The sequence below is a fragment of the Acinetobacter sp. TG2027 genome, from assembly GCF_000302435.1.
GTDB classification, from domain to species: domain Bacteria; phylum Pseudomonadota; class Gammaproteobacteria; order Pseudomonadales; family Moraxellaceae; genus Acinetobacter; species Acinetobacter pittii.
In genome coordinates this window covers 99,147-115,597 of record NZ_AMJN01000001.1, presented here as the reverse complement: position 1 = coordinate 115,597, position 16,451 = coordinate 99,147, and the positions used below count along the sequence as shown (strand labels likewise).

Genomic DNA, 16,451 nt, shown 5'->3' with positions numbered 1-16,451 from the left:
ATGATTAAAGGGTAAGGGTTAAAACAAAGCACTTTTCAGACGATTAAAAATCAGCGTGCGTACTTCACGTTCCTTGATCATTGAGTTGAGAAGATTGGAGCTATAACGAATCAGCTGCCCCCGCTGCTCACGATCACGGATGACTTCTAAGCCGTTTTTGACATAGTTTCGAGCAATCACCGTTCTACGGTTTGGATGGGTTAAACAGACCAGTTGACCGCGTTCGATCTGCTCTTTAATTTTTCTTCTTCTAATTTTGCCGCTAGTAGTTTTGTTAATTCGGCCTTGATGCAGTAAATAGACACCTTCTACAGGTAAGCCAATATCAGCTGTCACTTGTTCCTTGACCTGAGTTCTAATGGCTTCAAAATTGAGAGTCTTGTCTAGTGATTTCTTCTTGATCTCAAGTACAACCGTAACACCCTCAGAATCAGCAATATTCACTGCCGCAACACAGCCTTTACGAACAGCAGGATGTGCCATTTCAACAGAGCATTCGATATCTTGCGGGTAATAGTTCTTGCCACGGATGATAATCACATCCTTAAGGCGGCCTGTTACATATAGGTCTCCGTCTTTGACAAAGCCCATATCACCCGTTCTCAAGTAGTGCACTTGACTCGGCTGACCCGCGTCATCAATGATAGTCGCCGCAAAAGTTTCCTGATTGACCTCTGGCTTCTGCCAGTAACCTGCTGTAACGCTCTCACCTGCTAGCCAGATTTCACCAACTTCATGAGCCGCTACTTCTTGACGGGTATGCGGATTGACAATACGGCAATCAATATGTGCCGAGATCTTGCCACAGCTCACCACTTGCACGGCGGTCGGATCTTGACTGGCCTGTATTAGATTGGCATTTAACTTGTCACGATCGATTGAAATTGCATTGAGAGGACCAGTCACACCACTAACTAAAAGCGTAACCTCTGCCAATCCATAGCATGGCAAGAAAGTATCTAGTCTCAGTTCCGACTGAGTATTGAACTTTTCCATGAAGCGTTGCATGACGTGAGCCTTGATCGGCTCAGCACCATTAAACAGCACACGTAAACGACTCAGATCAAGTGATGCAGCCTGCTCATCAGAGATGCGGTGCAGACATAATTCATAAGCAAAGTTTGGTCCACCAGTAATCGTGACACCTTTTTCACTGATAAATTGCAGCCATTTTAGAGGCTTACGAATAAAGTCTAGCGGTGACATGACATAGCAAGTCAGGCCCACATACACAGTTTGCAAAACTGAACCAATCAAGCCCATATCGTGATAAACAGGTAGCCATGTAAGGCCAATATCTTCAGGTTGTGTACCAAAAGCTTCAGCAATCATGACTTCGTTTGCCATAATATTCTTATGGGTAACAATTACCCCTTTAGGCCAACCTGTTGATCCTGAAGTGTATTGCAGGAAGCAGATATCTTCTTCAGTAATGAGCGGGAAATCTTTTTGTACCAAATCACGCTGTAGCTCAGTATCAACGGCATGTAATATTAAGCTTTCATTTTGAGCTTTTAATGTGATCAGACCTGATAGCTCAAGAATCTTTTTGGTGGTGAGTACTATTTTTGGCTCACAGTCATTCATAATATTCAAAATATTAGAAAAACCATTACGATTAAAAGGTAGGCTGACTGGTACCGCGATAATTTTAGCTTTTAGACATGCAAAGAACGATACGATAAAGTCCAACCCAGGCTCAAACAGCAACACAGCGCGATCACCACTGTCTACAAGATTCATTAATACCTGAGCTTGATGTTGAACCCGAGCGTTCAAATCTTTATACGTAAGAGACTGAATACCACCCGATTGACGCCCTAAATACTCGAAAGCAACCTTACTTCCATTTAAATTTGCGTGGGATTCCAATGTTGCAATGATATTATCCGTATCCATTACAGCCATAACTTACTCCGATTAATTATAATGCACCCTTAAAATTCGCTAATTTAGAAATTACATTTCTCGTCGGGGCTTTTAATAAAAATGAATATACTTTTTGTTTAAAATATAAATTCACATTATATTTTATGTGTGGGTGCTATTTATTACACCTGTAAGTGCTTACAGGTTGGCCTATATTTATAAAAATCGAGAAGCTGGACGCCTTTTATAAATTGTCTTACTCATTTCTATTTTTTATTTTTGCAATTAGATTAAAAATTAAATTCATTTTTATCTTTACTTTTTTAGTATTAAACAAGTATCTAAAAGCTTTCAATCCATAAGCGACTTATTAGTTGGCATAATTATTTTATAGATATTTAATTCTTATTTGACATACCAATAGACCACTTAAGTATATATTAACAATCTACCCATATTATTCATTTAAAAATAAATCATATTTCAATATTATAATTTCCTACAACCAATACAAACTTTTAAAATTAATATAATTACTTTTAACACCCATATAAGATTATGAATAATAAAATAATATGGAATTAAATTTTCCCATTTGGTTTAATTTTAAAATAAAACTCAAATAAATAGCTTTTATAACAAGTTGTGGTAACGATTGATTTAAAATATAAATATTACAAGTATTTACTTTATTCAGATGTATTATTTATAGGTATACTTTATAAAAGTCCTAACATCACAGCTCGGATAGCTGCTGAAATTTTATTATTCACATTTAACTTCTGCATTGAGTTTCCGAGGTGAAAATTTACTGTTCTTTCAGTCACCCCTAGAATCTGGGCAATTTCTGCTGACGTTTTACCCTCAGCAGTCCAACGCAGTGCCTCTTTTTCTCGGTTCGTTAAATAAAGATTAAACTGAGCAAATTCCACCTCATTTACAACTTTAGCAATGCTAGAATGCACTGTTTGAGACAACCAATACATATTTGTATATTGTGCCTTTTGCTCTTTTTCCGACAATTGGTCATTGGATCTTGCGAGTGTTAACATCCCTCTGGTTCCAATAAAGTCACGGCTTGACTGAGCCCAACCGACATTAAGGCCATAAGAGCGTGCCTCCTCCCAGAAATCTTTTTCTTCTTGTGTCTTTGCAAATTGGCTCGACCAGACAAGAGGTTGAAGTGATACCATACAATGCTGCACAGTTGGATCTATCTTCACGTATTGCTGTTCCATATACCGCTTTTGCCATGCTTCTGGATAATTATTCAACATAATCGTTTTTGGTTCAGCAATAGATAATGGCGACTGCATACCATAAGCACAATAATCAAATCCAAGCTTTGAAGCTGTAGATTTAACGATCTCAAACAGCTGGTATTCATTTTTTACGATCAGAAATTCTGATAATAAATCCTCTTGCCAATTTTCCATTTACTCTCATTAGACTCCATTCACAAATCATTTTTTGTTCAGTTGCATATTGTGAATTCAAACAATCCAATTGAAGCGTAGGTCTCTTCGTTTACCTTTATTTCAACAAAGCTTTTAGATACCTAATTTTATTTATCTGATTTCTCAATTTCAGATTTTGAACTCATCATCTAATTAACAACTCTTTTAAGCCAGATATGGTTGCAAATTATTCAGACAAACTAAATTTATGAGAGCTTCTAAGGTTGTTATATTCCATGTGCGAATTATGCTTGAAAAATTAAATTTTACAGGATGCATTTTATTCCAAAAAATAAGTATTTTAAAAAAGATCAGAAGATCTATTAATTATTATTAATATTCAGTTTTCATTAATTTAATTAAACAATATTTTCTATCACCTATCTAGCCGATATAATTTTACTAATTATTATACAAAGAAACTAAACACACCTTTAATAATTTAATAAATCAAGCAATTACATTACAACTCACCTTGCTTAGAATTATTATTTTAACAATGAGACTTGATGCACACTAAAAGATCTACAACAACTCCAATCTATTTAGCATTTTTTAAAAGGCAGTTTGCATATTAAAACTACAAAATTCTTGTTTTTTCATAAGTAAGCCTTAAAGGCTGAATAACTCTCTAGTAAGAACAGCTTAACGGTGTATGCCATACAATTACATTTAACCTGTTAAACATAACAGTATTTTATTGGCAATAATTTATGTTATTTATCCATTGAACCCCAATTCAAGTCACTTGAACAGGTAGCATGGTCACCATCCCTCCTCATTTCTCAATATCAGCAGATGGTTTTATTCGACTGAATGAAAATCAGCTTATGAACTATCCACTCCAACACCTCATATCTATTGTTGAATCAACACAAATTGAAGATTCTCAAATTCTCTATTATGGTTTTACTGAATGGGCAACATCACTGACCCCAGCTTTAAGTACGGGATGGGATTGGGAATTTATTGAGTACAATGGCATCACGAGTATAAAAAGAATTGGACTGCCTCGAAGCAATATTATGCTTGTTGATGTATCTGGTACAGATATTGGATTTAAAGTTACTGAAACACTAATTGAAAAGAAAATCGATACTTTGTTCTGGGAACAGTTCATTTATGCCCAAATCAATACAACCCAAACAATGGCTAAATTAACTCCATATTTCTCTTAGAAACCTGTAAATTCTTACAGTTACCGCTTCCCCACCTGTTAAGTAAAGTCACTTGAAAAATAAGTGGAAGCACTTGTAATGAATGTTATTGCTGGATTTCAAAATAATTTTTCAGAAGGCCTATATACTAAATTTAAAAATTACCGCTATAGGGTATTTGTTGAATATTTAGGTTGGGAGTTGAACTGTCCTAATAATGAAGAACTAGATCAGTTTGACAAAGTCGATACCGCCTATGTCGTCGCTCAAGATAGAGAATCTAATATTATTGGTTGTGCCAGATTACTACCGACTACTCAACCTTATTTACTTGGTGAGATATTTCCTCAATTACTTAATGGAATGCCTATTCCTTGCTCACCAGAAATTTGGGAGTTATCAAGATTCTCAGCAGTAGATTTCTCGAATCCGCCATCTTCAGCTAGTCAAGCTGTGTCATCGCCCGTCTCTATTGCAATTCTGCAAGAATCTATCAACTTTGCAAGAGAACAAGGTGCAAAACAACTCATTACCACCTCTCCTCTGGGGGTAGAACGGTTATTACGTGCTGCGGGTTTTCGTGCTCATCGTGCAGGCCCACCCATGGTTATTGATGGCTATGCGATGTTTGCATGCTTGATTGATATTTAATTTCTTATTTGGGACTCATACATATTTTTGGCATGAGTCCCAATTTTTATATAGTTAGGTAGCAATACGATTAAGAAACATTAATAGCTATTAATCAATTTTGGTTTTTAAATTTAAATTCGACTTTTTATAATAAGCTTCATCCGTTTTAACACTCCAATCACGCGGCATAAATGACGTCGATATAATTGCGACTACAGCCATACTTCCAATATAAAGCATAATTAGATATGGATTACCCTGCCCGACACTCAATAATTTAGTAGCAATCATTGGTGCTAAACCGCCACCTAATACGCCAGCCAACTGTACCGAAATCGAGATTCCACTATAACGAATTTCCGCTGGAAATTGACGTGCAAAAAGCTGAGCTTGCGGCGCATACATAATTGGGAACACAACACCAATTGCCAAAACAATTGCTGTCCACACTAATACCGGAACTTTTGTATTGAGCATGGTAAAAAATGGATAGCAGTAAAGCGCCAATATGCATAGGCCAAACATAAACATATTGCGTTGGCCGACTTTATCCGACAAATGTCCACATAAAGGCGTCATAAATAAAATGACGGCTGCGCCGCAAATGGTGGCAAATAAAATGTCTTGGCGCGGGATTCCAAGTTGTGCGGTGGTATAAGCCAAAGTAAATGTTGAAGCAATATAGAACCATGCATTTTCGGCAGCGCGAGCCAAAATAATGGTGATGAGTTGCTTTGGATGGTTTTTAAAAACCTGTAAAGCAGGAACTTTGACTTCTTCAGACTGCTGTTTTACTTTTTCGAAATCTGGTGACTCTGGCACTTTTACACGAATATACCAACCTACTGCCAGTAAAATAATACTGGCAAGAAATGGTAAACGCCAACCCCAGCTAAACAGCGCTTCTTCAGGTAATAACGACACTAGTCCTAGTGCAATTGAGGCTAGCATTAAACCACCACCTGTACTGGCTTGAGGCAAACTTCCCCAGAACCCTTTACCACCTTCGGGAGCATGTTCAACGGCCATCAGTACAGCACCGCCCCATTCACCCCCCATTGCCATCCCTTGAATGAATCGCAAGACAACCAAACCAATCGCAGCCCAATATCCAATTGATTCATAAGTCGGTAATAAGCCAATCAGTACGGTTGGGATCCCCATGAGCATCAAGGTCAGTAGCAACATCGATTTACGGCCAATCTTGTCACCAAAATGACCAAAGACTAAGCCTCCTAACGGTCTCCCAATAAATCCAACGGCATAGGTGGCAAATGCAGCAAGCACGCCGGTAAGTGCATCCAGATTTGGGAAAAATAGCTTATTAAAAATGAGCGCCGCCGCCGCACCGTAAATAAAAAAGTCATACCACTCAATGGTGGTGCCGACCATGCTAGAGATACCTGCTAATCGATGTGACGACTTTTTAGTATTTGAACCGTTTCCATGTATTGATTGCATCGTAATATCCTTTTTAGATTTTCTTGTTTTATCTTTTTTATGCTTATGACCAGCCCTGACCATAAGCATTTTCAGGTCTCGCTTTATCTCCTTAAGCTTTTTATGTTTTTGTAATTCGGTTTAGCTCAATTTTTCTAAAATTGGCTCAAATTTCGAATTACGTTCTTGCCACTGTGGTTGTTTGTCTTTATCGACAATGAGAGCACGCACACCTTCAATAAAGTCACCATGCTCAAACCAGATATCCTGTAAATCACGTTCAAGCTGCATACACTGTGGTAAAGAAAGCCCACGGCCTAAATGTTGCAGTTTTAAACTGGTTTGTTTGGCAATAAATGAGCGCTGTTGCAAAATACTAAGCATCTTACTTGCCCAAGTTTTTAAGCTTTCATCTTGTTCATTTTCAAGACTTTGTTCGATTTCATCTAAATGCTGATATCCGAAGTGTTTACGAATACCTTCTGCCAATTGTTTTAATTCGCTTTCGGCAGGGCGAGTAATAAATCGGGTAATGATGCGTTCAATTCCCTCTTTGCTTAAACTTGGCGCTTCAACGAGAGCATCTTGCAACGCTTGTAACTGCTCGCTTGGCACATGATAGTCAATTAAATCGAGGTAAAGCGCATCACTACTGCTGATCTGCTCACCCGTAATGGCCATATAAACACCAATATCATCAAGGCGAGAAAGGAAATGAGTTGCACCAACATCTGGGAAAAAGCCAATCGCTGTTTCAGGCATGGCAAATCTGGATTTTTCACTGCTCACCACAATGTGGCAAGCCTGAGCCAAGCCAAAACCGCCACCTAATACATAGCCATCAAGCACAACAATGATTGGCTTTTCATATTCACGCAGTATATTTAGCATTTTATATTCGGCACTAAAGTAGCCTTTGTAATCGGCCGTGCCATTTTTATAACTGTCATAGAGATAGCGGATATCTCCACCTGCACAGAAGGCTTTCGGGCTATTTGACTTAATTAACACTGCCTGAACAGCAGCATCATTTCTCCACAGTTCCAATTGGGCGCCAATACTTTTAATCATATCTAGCGACAATGCATTGAGATGAGTCACACGGTCTAAGGTAATAATGCCCAACTTACCTTGTTGCTCAATCATTAAGTGATTTTCTGTATTCATTTTATTGATCTCTTATTGATTTTTAAAATTTGCCTTTCGTTTTTCAACGAATGCCTGCATTCCTTCTTTTTGGTCAAATGTTGCAAATATTGAATGGAACATACGTCTTTCAAAACGTAAGCCTTCAGTGAGGTTCACCTCAAAAGCGCGGTTGATGGTTTCTTTAAGCATCATGTTTGCAGTTAAAGATCGTGCCGCAATTTTTTCAGCGGCTTGCAAGGTTTGTTCAAGTAATTCTTCTTTACTAAATACACGCGCGACTAAACCACTTTGCTCTGCTTCTACAGCGCCCATTTGACGAGCGGTAAGACACATTTCCATTGCTTTGGCTTTACCAATCGCATGGGTTAAGCGTTGTGTGCCACCAATACCCGGAATTACACCTAAAGTGACTTCGGGTAAACCAAACTTGGCGTTATCAGCACAATAAATAAAATCACACATCAGCGCCAACTCACAGCCACCACCCAATGCATAGCCACTCACCGCTGCAATTAGAGGTTTACGGCGCTGTGCAATACGGTCTGCAAGATGAAAAAAGTCATCTAAATAAATATCAGGAAATGCCAAATCAGCCATTTCTTTAATGTCAGCTCCTGCGGCAAAAGCTTTTTCTGAGCCTGCCAATACGATGCAACCAATTTCGCGGTCTTTTTCGAGCTGATCTAATGCCTGATTAATTTCACTAATTAATTCGCTGTTTAAAGCATTGAGCGCTTGAGGACGATTTAATGTAATCAGTCCAACCCTATTACGCTTTTCTAATAAAATACTTTGCCACTGCATTATTTATTCCTTGTTCTGATTTTATAGACTACGTGCGATGACTAAACGCTGAATATCACTCGTGCCTTCGTAAATTTGGCAAATACGGGCATCACGATAAATACGTTCAATTGGGAAGTCTCTCAGGTAGCCATAGCCACCAAACACTTGTAGTGCACTCGAACACACACGCTCAGTCATTTCTGAAGCAAATAACTTGGCCATTGAAGCTTCATTGAGACATGGTTGACCTGCTTCTTTTAAACGCGCAGCGTAGTGAACCAGTTGTCTCGCTGCTTCAATTTCAGTTGCCATACTAGCAAGGCGAAACGCGATGGTTTGATGCTCAAAAATTGGTTTTCCAAAAGTAATACGCTCTTTGGCATAACGAGTTGCTTCTTCGAGTGCCGCACGTGCTAGACCGACTGCTTGCGCCGCAATACCAATACGACCACCTTCTAAATTGGCAAGAGCGATTTTCAGGCCTTCGCCTTCTTTACCCAGCATTAAGCTTTTATGGATGCGTACATCTGTCAGCGCAATCTGACACGTATCTGAAGCATGCAGACCTAGTTTTTCTTCAACACGAATCACTTCATAGCCTGGCGTCTCGCGTGGGACTAAAAAGGCACTAATACCCTTTTTACCTGCGCTCGGATCGGTCACAGCAAACACAATAATGACACCTGCATTATCACCAGAGGTAATAAACTGCTTGGCACCATTTAAGATGTAATCGTCACCATCTTTCACTGCTCGGGTTTTAATGGCTCCTGCATCTGAGCCAGTATGTGGTTCAGTTAAGGCAAAAGCGCCGATCATTTCGCCTTGTGCTAAAGGTTTTAAAAAGCGCTCTTTTTGCTCGTCAGTACCAAACTTTAAAATAGGCACACAGCCAACCGAGTTATGTACACTCATGATGGTCGAGGTTGCGCCATCTGCTGCCGCAACTTCTTCAAGCGCCAGTACATAGGCTAAGTTACCCGTGTCAGAACCATCCCATTGCTCTGAAACAAGCATTCCCATAAAACCGAGTTGCCCCATTTGAGCTAAGGTATCTTTCGGGAATGTCCCGTCTCGGTCCCAATCACTGGCATTAGGCTTGATTTGTTCTTGGGCGAAACTTTTCGCCATATCACGAATGAGTAATTGTTCTTCGGTAAATTGCATTATTATTTCCTTTACCCTGCTTTAGCTTGTTGTTTAGCAATTTCTTGATTACGCAATAAAAAGCGCTGAATTTTACCACTTGGAGTTTTAGGTAATTCACTCACAAATTCAACTAAACGTGGGTAAGCATGTGCAGAAAGCCGTTTTTTTACAAATTGACTGAGTTGTTCAGCAAGTGTATCGGAAGGTTGAGCATCCACAGCTAAAATTACGAATGCCTTAACCACTTCGGTACGGTCCGGATCAGGCACACCAATCACTGCTGCTTCAATCACAGCGTCGTGTTCAAGCAAAGCACTTTCTACATCGAAAGGTCCAATACGATAACCCGATGTAGTGATTACATCATCACTGCGCCCTACAAAGCTCATGCTGCCATCGGCATGTAACTCGGCAGTGTCGCCAGTTAAATAGTAGTGACCAATGAAGGGCGATTTACGACTTTCTTTATAGCCGCCGAACCACATCATTGGAGACTGGCTAATGTCGACTGCTAAAATTCCCGGTGTATCTGGCGGAAGTTCTTCACCTTGTTCATTGACAATAGCAACGCGATAGCCCGGACTTGGGAAACCTGCTGAACCAGCATGAATTTCATGTTTTAAACCATGATGATTACACACCACCATGCCCACTTCAGTTTGTCCGTAATGGTCATAAATCGGAGCATCAAGCACTTGTTTAAACCAACGTATTACTTCTGGATTCAGTGGTTCGCCTGCACTGCTCACTACACGGAACTGCCCTTTTAACGGCGTCATTTGTGCTGGATCAGCCGCCATCATCATACGGTAAGCCGTTGGTGCACCTGCCAAGTTGTTAACTTTATAATCTTTCACAATTTGGCATAAGCTATCTGTGCTGAAACCACCTTCATAAAACAAAGTAGCGTGACCCAAGAATAACGGCCCAGTAATCGCATAGTACAGACCATACGCCCAACCTGGATCGGCAATATTCCAGAATGAATCTTCTTCGGTTAAACCAATGGCATCTTGCATATATCGACCAAAGGCAATTAGTGCTTTTAATGGCACTTCCAAGGGTTTAGCAGGACCTGTAGTGCCTGAAGTAAACATGAGCAAGAAAGGATCTTGGATACTACGCATAACCAGATCGCATTGATCAGACTGCTGTTTTACTTCATTCCAAAAGTTAAAATCACCTGCTTTAAGCGGAGTACCTTGTGCATCGGCCACCGTCACAATTGCAGGGCAATTTTCAATTTCATCAAGCTTGCTACGGTTGCCCATATCGGTCACCACCAGCTTACTTTGTGCAAGCTGAATACGGTGCTCAATCGCTTTTGGGCCAAATGCAGTAAATAGTGGTTGATAGACAGCACCAATTCGCCAAGCTGCAAAAATAGTCACGATCAATTCGGGTGTTCTTGGTAATAGACCTGAAATACGGTCGCCTGCTTTTACACCTTGTGATTTTAGAAAGTTGGCAAACTGACTTGACCACTCTTTTAATTCACGGAAGGTATATTGCTCTTTTCGTCCGTCTTTTCCTTGCCAATACAGTGCAATTTTGTCGCCATCTGCGTGTCGATCACAGCATTCATAACAAGCATTTAAGGCATCAAGTGAACCTGATAACATCTGTTTTGCAGTGCTTTCCAAATCGAAAGTCTGTGCAGCATTTTGATAATCCATCATTTCTTTTCCCTCAGTCCGGATTTGTTGTTATTCACGACAGGGTTTAATGTGTTTAAAGCCATCCTTTGGCTTTACCGTTATGCCTCTTGTGGCAGGTATTGCTGAATAATGCTCGAAAAATCGAGATTGGCATTACCGCGCATGCACATTTGCTGATAGAGCTGCTGCACCATACCACCTAATACAACTGGCTGTTTAACTTGGCCTGCCGCTTCTACTGCAAGACCCAAATCTTTTAGCATCAGCTGAGTTGCAAAGCCGTCTTGGTAACCTCGAGATGCTGGCGCATTTTCATTAATATGTGGCCATGGGTTACACACATCCGAGCTCCAGCAACGACCGCTTGAGGTGTTAATGACGCCTGCCAATGCTTGTGGGTCGATGCCCAGCTTTACACCGAGTGCCATACCTTCGGCAACAGCAGCCATTGAAATACCTAAAATCAGGTTGTTGCAGATTTTGGCAATTTGACCTGCGCCGACATCACCACAATGAACAATATTTTTGCCCATGTGGCTGAGCACAGGTTTTACTTCGTTAAAGGTTTGATCATCGGCACCCACCATAAAGGTTAAGCTTCCTGCTTGAGCACCAATTGTTCCACCAGAGACGGGTGCATCACAGATTTTAATATTTTTACTATGCGCAACAGCAGCAATGTCTTTAATGGTTTGTGGGTCAATGGTACTGCTATCAATGCATAAGCTACCTGCTTTTAGTACTTCTAAAACACCATTTCCACCCAAGTAAACTTCTTTAACATGCTTGGCCGCAGGCAACATGCTAATAACGACATCAGCTTGTTTAGCTGCTGCCTGCGGGCTGTCGCAGACTATGCCACCTGCCTCGGCAAAGTGCTGAATAGCAACTTCACTGAGGTCATAACCATAAACTTTGATTCCGGCTTTTAGTAGGTTATGGGCCATTCTGCCGCCCATATTGCCTAGACCGATAAAGGCGATATTCATCCGTGATCCCCTTAACGTAAACTAATTGTTGTATTTACACTGCCAACTTCATGGCTATCTTCAAACCAGCGACTGGTAATGGTTTTGGTTTGGGTATAGAACTGCACAGCTTGTTTGCCGTATGGCCCCAAATCACCCAGTTTCGAACCTCTTGAACCGGTAAAACTAAAGAAAGGCACTGGCACAGGAATTGGAATGTTGATACCGACTTGACCAATATCAATTAAGTTTTGGAAAGTACGTGCAATGGCACCGCTTTGTGTAAATAGACCTACCCCGTTACCAAATGGGTTGGTGTTGATAAGCGCAATCGCTTCATCAAGTGTGTCTACACAAATAATTGAAAGAACTGGACCAAAGATTTCTTCTTTATAAATACGCATGTCGGTATTTACGCCACTAAAAATCGTTGCCCCCACGAAGTTACCTGATTCATAACCTTGTACTTGAACATCACGACCATCGAGTAGCAACTCTGCACCTTGCTCAACACCGCTATTAATTAAGTCTAACACTCGCGCTTTAGCACGTTTTGAAATGACAGGGCCAATGTCAGTGTTTGGCTCATGGCCTGCGTTTACTTTTAAGGTTTTCGCTTTTTCAACTAACTCTTGAATCCATTTTTTGCTGTCACCGACCATGACTGCAACCGACAATGCCATACAGCGTTGCCCAGCAGCACCAAACGCTGCGCCCACCAAAGCATTTAAAGTTTGTTCTTTATTGGCATCAGGCATGACCACAACATGGTTTTTTGCACCCATCATCGACTGGACGCGTTTACCATGTTGCCCTGCAAGGTTATAAACATGTGTGCCAACCGCAGTTGAGCCTACAAATGAAATCGCTTTAATATCTTTATGGGTACACAAACGGTCAACTACTTCTTTACCGCCATGCACAACGTTGAGTACGCCCGCTGGAACACCTGCTTGAATCGCAAGCTCAACCAGCATCATGGTTGATAACGGATCTTGTTCTGATGGTTTTAAAACAAAGGTATTGCCGCACACGATTGCCATTGGGAACATCCAAAGTGGAATCATGGCTGGGAAATTAAACGGCGTAATACCCGCACAGACACCCAAAGGTTGCTGCAAGGTATAAGTGTCTACACCACGTGCCACACCTTCAACATATTCACCCATTTGCAAAGTGCCGACCGAACAGGCATGTTCAACCACTTCTAGACCACGTTGAATATCGCCTTCAGCGTCTGCCAAGGTTTTACCTTGTTCAGCCGTTAGTACTTGTGCAATTTCTTTCATGTTGGCACGGATTAAGTCTTGTAACTTAAGCATGATGCGCATACGTGCCTGAATTGGGGTCTGACGCCAAGAAGCAAAGGCATCTTGTGCAGCTTGAATAGCAGCGTCAACTTCTTTAACCGTTGCAAATGGTACACGACCAATCACTTCCTGAGTCGCAGGGTTAATAATGTCTTGCCATTCCTGTGTTTCAGATTCGATAAAATTTCCGTTAATGAGTAATTTAGCGGTTTCCAATTCGATTTTTTGGATTGTGTTCATAACCTCTCCGTAGGCCATATTTTTATTGTGTTCAATTATTAGAAAATACTTATCTATGTATTTTCTTTATTCCAGTTTCAATTGAGACTAGCAAAGAAAACTTTGACCACCAACGGAAATTCATGCACGATTGTTGTGCAAATATGCACAAGGATGACAACAAAAATGAAAGTGGATTGGGATCATCTACATTTTTTTCTGGTTTTAGCTCGGACTAAAACTTTGACCAATGCTGCGCGGATTATTGGTGTCGAGCACAGTACGGTTGCTAGACGGATTCAGGCCCTAGAACTTGCTTTGGGTACAACACTGTTTAAGCGTGAAGCGACAGGTTATGAGTTGACACTCGAAGGGATGGCACTTGTTCCTCGAGTTGAGCAAATGGAACAAGCTTTCTTACAAATTGAGAAACCACATCAACCTTTGCAAGGTCGTGTGCGAATTGGCACACCTGAAGGTTTTGGTACTGCGTTTTTAGCTCGCTTACTGGCTGAGTTCTCGATTCAATACCCACTGCTCACCATCGACCTAATTCCAGTGCCAAAAATGATTAAGCTTTCACACCGTGAGGCAGATATTGTGGTGTCAATTGATCGTCCTACGTCTGGCCCTTACATCATTACGCGATTATCAGATTATTGTTTAAAAATTTATGGTAGCAAAAACTATCTGACCCAAAACCCGCCTATCCGAGCCTTAGAAGATTTAACCCAACATCGCTTTGTGAACTATATTGATGATCTGGTATATAGCCCTGAACTGTACTGTCTAGAACGTTTACCTTTAAAGCTGAATGCCAACTTCCGTAGCAGCAGTATTTTGGCTCAACAAATTGCGGTGAGTGCTGGCGCAGGACTTGCGATTTTGCCCAAGTTTTTGGCAGATGATAAACCGGAACTTGAAGAAGTGTTAGAGCAACAAGTTCGCTTTACCCATACGTTTTGGATGCTGACCTTTGTTGATTTACAACATGAACCACGCATTAAGTTAGTTTGGGATTATCTACGTAAACAAGCTGACAAATATCAGCATTTGTTGGTTGATTAAAGAACCTAAATAAAAAAGCCAATCATGATCGATTGGCTTTTTTAAAATCATTTATAGTTCATTAAACGAGTTCTTGGTCTAATTTTTTGATGCGTGGTTTATAGAACACAAAATAAGTTACGCTTAAAACCACCAACCATAGTGGACTCACGTATACCGCTTTTAATGTATCTGGCTCGAGTGCCAAAATCACCAAAGTAAATAAGAAGAATGCAATAACGACATAAGCCATCAGCACGCCACCTGGCATTTTAAATGTTGATGCGGCATGAAGTTCAGGACGAGTTTTACGATAACGTAAATAGCACGCCATGATTAAAATCCACACGCTAATGAATAAAATTACACAGAGTGAACTTGCCAGGGTAAATGCTTCCATCGTGTTTGGAACAAAGTACTGAAGCACCGCCCCGCCCATAATGAAAATACATGAGAAGATTAAGCCGTTTGATGGCACTGCACGTTTTGATAAACGGCCCAATGCACTCGGTGCCTGCCCATCTTTTGATAAACCGAACAGCATACGACTAGTTGAAAATACGCCGCTGTTCATTGAAGACATCACCGAAGACAGTACGACCAAGTTCATAATGATGGCTGAAATCGGAATACCCGCATTTAAGAACAACTCAACAAATGGGCTCTTATCTGCACGGATATGATCCCAAGGTGTCACTGACATAACGATAAAGAGCGACAAAACATAGAACAGGATAATACGTAATGGAATAGCATTAATCGCTTTTGGCAGATTCGTTTGTGGATCTTTCGTTTCAGCAGCCGTTGTACCAATCAATTCAACGCCAATGAAGGCAAACACGGCAATCTGAAAACCTGCCAAAAATCCACTTACACCTTTTGGAAATATGCCGCCATGAGACCACACGTTACTTACACTCACAACCTCACCATGCGGAGCTTGGAAATGAGTAAAAATCATGTAGCCACCTACTCCAATCAGGCCAATAATGGCTAAAATCTTAATGAGTGCGAACCAAAATTCAACTTCACCAAATAGCTTAACGGTAAGAAGGTTAAGCCCTAAAATGAATAGTACACAGCCTGAACTAATCATGGCTTGTTGCATGGGTGAGAAACTGGCACCTTCGGGCAGCCAGAAACTTAAATAGTTAATGACCGCAGACAAATCAGCAATACCGACCAGTACCCAGCCTAACCAATAAGTCCAGCCGATATAGTAGCCAGCCCATGGTCCGATCAAATCATAAGCCATATCGACAAATGATTTGTAATGTAAGTTGGCAAGCAGTAGTTCACCCAATGCACGCATCAGAAAAAAGAACATGCCACCAATTATCATGTAGATAACGAGGATTGAAGGACCTGCGAGGGAGATGGTTTTGCCCGAGCCCATAAATAAGCCGGTTCCAATTGCACCGCCAATTGCAATCATTTGTAGATGGCGATTATTTAATTTCCGTTGTAAATGATCAGGGGAGCTTGCCTCATCAGAATGATGAACCATTGTCATATTAGAAGTCCTTTTTATATTTTGCTTAACTTAAATCAGCAACCTATAGGGAGAAAAACGAACCGTATATCGTGGGTTGCTGAGTCTATACCTCAG

General features: G+C 40.7%; 13 protein-coding genes. 3 read left to right on the top strand and 10 right to left on the bottom strand.

Annotated elements, in window-relative coordinates; genetic code table 11:
• Nucleotides 1-18 precede the first annotated feature (18 nt).
• Both B806_RS0100545 and abaR read right to left on the bottom strand, forming a co-directional pair.
• Complete coding sequence (locus B806_RS0100545; protein WP_017402498.1) at nt 19-1,908, bottom strand: fatty acyl-AMP ligase; 1,890 nt, start codon at nt 1,906-1,908, stop codon at nt 19-21.
• Between the two features lie 680 nt (nt 1,909-2,588).
• Nucleotides 2,589-3,305 (bottom strand): LuxR family transcriptional regulator AbaR, encoded by a 717-nt coding sequence (abaR, locus tag B806_RS0100540; protein WP_014208103.1) that lies wholly within the window; start codon nt 3,303-3,305, stop codon nt 2,589-2,591.
• Nucleotides 3,306-4,087: 782 nt separating this feature from the next.
• On the opposite strand from abaR, the gene B806_RS0100535 reads away from it, so the two are divergent.
• Together B806_RS0100535 and abaI are read left to right on the top strand one after the other, a co-directional pair.
• The gene (locus B806_RS0100535) at nt 4,088-4,504 is read left to right on the top strand and encodes a DUF4902 domain-containing protein (protein ID WP_017402497.1); all 417 of its coding nucleotides are present in this window, start codon (nt 4,088-4,090) and stop codon (nt 4,502-4,504) included.
• A gap of 63 nt (nt 4,505-4,567) precedes the next feature.
• Entirely contained in the window at nt 4,568-5,134 is a 567-nt protein-coding gene (gene abaI, locus B806_RS0100530) for an acyl-homoserine-lactone synthase AbaI (protein WP_079380981.1), read from the top strand.
• Between the two features lie 90 nt (nt 5,135-5,224).
• Here abaI and B806_RS0100525 read toward each other — a convergent pair whose 3' ends face one another.
• From B806_RS0100525 to B806_RS0100495, 7 genes are all read right to left on the bottom strand, one after another.
• Complete coding sequence (locus B806_RS0100525) at nt 5,225-6,577, bottom strand: MFS transporter (RefSeq protein ID WP_029768945.1); 1,353 nt, start codon at nt 6,575-6,577, stop codon at nt 5,225-5,227.
• 120 nt (nt 6,578-6,697) lie between these two features.
• Nucleotides 6,698-7,723: an enoyl-CoA hydratase/isomerase family protein gene (locus B806_RS0100520; protein WP_017387396.1), complete on the bottom strand. Its 1,026-nt coding sequence runs from the start codon at nt 7,721-7,723 to the stop codon at nt 6,698-6,700.
• 12 nt (nt 7,724-7,735) lie between these two features.
• Nucleotides 7,736-8,509 carry an enoyl-CoA hydratase gene (locus B806_RS0100515; RefSeq protein WP_017387397.1) on the bottom strand — a complete coding sequence of 258 codons (774 nt, stop codon included), beginning with the start codon at nt 8,507-8,509 and terminating at the stop codon, nt 7,736-7,738.
• Between the two features lie 21 nt (nt 8,510-8,530).
• Complete coding sequence (locus B806_RS0100510) at nt 8,531-9,658, bottom strand: acyl-CoA dehydrogenase family protein (RefSeq protein ID WP_017387398.1); 1,128 nt, start codon at nt 9,656-9,658, stop codon at nt 8,531-8,533.
• Between the two features lie 11 nt (nt 9,659-9,669).
• Complete coding sequence (locus B806_RS0100505) at nt 9,670-11,319, bottom strand: AMP-binding protein (RefSeq protein WP_017387399.1); 1,650 nt, start codon at nt 11,317-11,319, stop codon at nt 9,670-9,672.
• Between the two features lie 77 nt (nt 11,320-11,396).
• Entirely contained in the window at nt 11,397-12,287 is an 891-nt protein-coding gene (mmsB, locus tag B806_RS0100500) for a 3-hydroxyisobutyrate dehydrogenase (RefSeq protein WP_017402494.1), read from the bottom strand.
• An 11-nt stretch (nt 12,288-12,298) separates the two neighbouring features.
• A complete protein-coding gene (locus B806_RS0100495; RefSeq protein WP_017402493.1) occupies nt 12,299-13,816 on the bottom strand; it encodes a CoA-acylating methylmalonate-semialdehyde dehydrogenase in 1,518 nt (505 codons plus the stop codon).
• Between the two features lie 165 nt (nt 13,817-13,981).
• Between B806_RS0100495 and B806_RS0100490 the strand changes: the two genes are divergently transcribed.
• Entirely contained in the window at nt 13,982-14,863 is an 882-nt protein-coding gene (locus tag B806_RS0100490; RefSeq protein WP_017387402.1) for a LysR family transcriptional regulator, read from the top strand.
• Between the two features lie 61 nt (nt 14,864-14,924).
• On the opposite strand, the gene B806_RS0100485 is transcribed toward B806_RS0100490, so the two are convergent.
• Nucleotides 14,925-16,355 carry an amino acid permease gene (locus B806_RS0100485; RefSeq protein WP_017387403.1) on the bottom strand — a complete coding sequence of 477 codons (1,431 nt, stop codon included), beginning with the start codon at nt 16,353-16,355 and terminating at the stop codon, nt 14,925-14,927.
• Nucleotides 16,356-16,451 lie beyond the last annotated feature (96 nt).

Coding starts and splice junctions, on each gene's coding strand:
- B806_RS0100545 (WP_017402498.1), bottom strand. CDS start 1,908: ATGGCTGTAATGGATACGGATAATATCATTGCAACATTGGAATCCCAC.
- abaR (WP_014208103.1), bottom strand. CDS start 3,305: ATGGAAAATTGGCAAGAGGATTTATTATCAGAATTTCTGATCGTAAAA.
- B806_RS0100535 (WP_017402497.1), top strand. CDS start 4,088: ATGGTCACCATCCCTCCTCATTTCTCAATATCAGCAGATGGTTTTATT.
- B806_RS0100525 (WP_029768945.1), bottom strand. CDS start 6,577: ATGCAATCAATACATGGAAACGGTTCAAATACTAAAAAGTCGTCACAT.
- B806_RS0100520 (WP_017387396.1), bottom strand. CDS start 7,723: ATGAATACAGAAAATCACTTAATGATTGAGCAACAAGGTAAGTTGGGC.
- B806_RS0100515 (WP_017387397.1), bottom strand. CDS start 8,509: ATGCAGTGGCAAAGTATTTTATTAGAAAAGCGTAATAGGGTTGGACTG.
- B806_RS0100510 (WP_017387398.1), bottom strand. CDS start 9,658: ATGCAATTTACCGAAGAACAATTACTCATTCGTGATATGGCGAAAAGT.
- B806_RS0100505 (WP_017387399.1), bottom strand. CDS start 11,319: ATGATGGATTATCAAAATGCTGCACAGACTTTCGATTTGGAAAGCACT.
- mmsB (WP_017402494.1), bottom strand. CDS start 12,287: ATGAATATCGCCTTTATCGGTCTAGGCAATATGGGCGGCAGAATGGCC.
- B806_RS0100495 (WP_017402493.1), bottom strand. CDS start 13,816: ATGAACACAATCCAAAAAATCGAATTGGAAACCGCTAAATTACTCATT.
- B806_RS0100490 (WP_017387402.1), top strand. CDS start 13,982: ATGAAAGTGGATTGGGATCATCTACATTTTTTTCTGGTTTTAGCTCGG.
- B806_RS0100485 (WP_017387403.1), bottom strand. CDS start 16,355: ATGACAATGGTTCATCATTCTGATGAGGCAAGCTCCCCTGATCATTTA.